Origin of the sequence: Liquorilactobacillus sicerae (assembly GCF_029916425.1) — a bacterium.
GTDB classification, from domain to species: Bacteria; Bacillota; Bacilli; order Lactobacillales; family Lactobacillaceae; genus Liquorilactobacillus; species Liquorilactobacillus sicerae.
Genome location: NZ_JAHAVQ010000071.1, coordinates 1 through 714, shown reverse-complemented (window position 1 = coordinate 714; position 714 = coordinate 1). Strand labels below are relative to the sequence as shown.

The 714-nt window shown below is 30.7% G+C and carries 1 protein-coding gene; it reads left to right on the top strand.

Annotation, left to right across the window (positions count from 1 at the left end; all coding sequences use genetic code 11):
- Nucleotides 1–78: 78 nt before the first annotated feature.
- Nucleotides 79–714 (top strand): hypothetical protein (locus KH893_RS11245; protein ID WP_281166205.1); only part of this gene is annotated, 636 nt, incomplete at its 3' end.

Here is a 714-nt window from a genome sequence, read left to right as displayed (position 1 = left end):
CAATTAGCGGTTCTCGCTCTGTTCCTGGCTTTAAACAGTTTTGCCTACTTAATAATTAAGCGAGTCACAATCAGCAAAATGTTAAAGAATTTTCTTAATTTCAAGCTCGGCAATGTCCTCTGTTTAATCATGAAAGCTTTTATGACCTTGTTAGTTACCGGACTAATAATTTTGCTTTCGGATAATATTCAGGCATTAATCAAGCAGAACCAATTAAATAATAATTGGCAAAAATACGGTAACGTTCTAACATTGAACCAGTTTCGAGAATCAAATCAAGAAAGTCAAGATTACCTGCTGGGAGGGCACAAAACCGCCGACAAAATTTTTTCATTATTTACCAGGCTGGAAAAATCAACAAAGGCAATGTATATAAATGGTGAAGTTATTAATCCAATCAAAAATCTGATAACTCAAAAGGGCTATTCTTCAGTTTATACATCTAAACAAACTTTCCAAGTTATGACCGTTAATGAAAATTATTTAAAATATACCCATAATAAAAAATTAATACTAGCAAGAAATAAAAATAATGTTCGCCAATTTCTCGTACCAAGTTCTTATAAAAAACAAAGAAAAAAGATTAAATATCTTTGCCAAAATTTGATTTTTAATGATCTGACTACCAAAGAACAAAAAAATATCAAAATCACCGATATCCCAGTACAAATAAATTACTATAATGCCTCTAAGCTTTCTGTGTTCACTTATAAC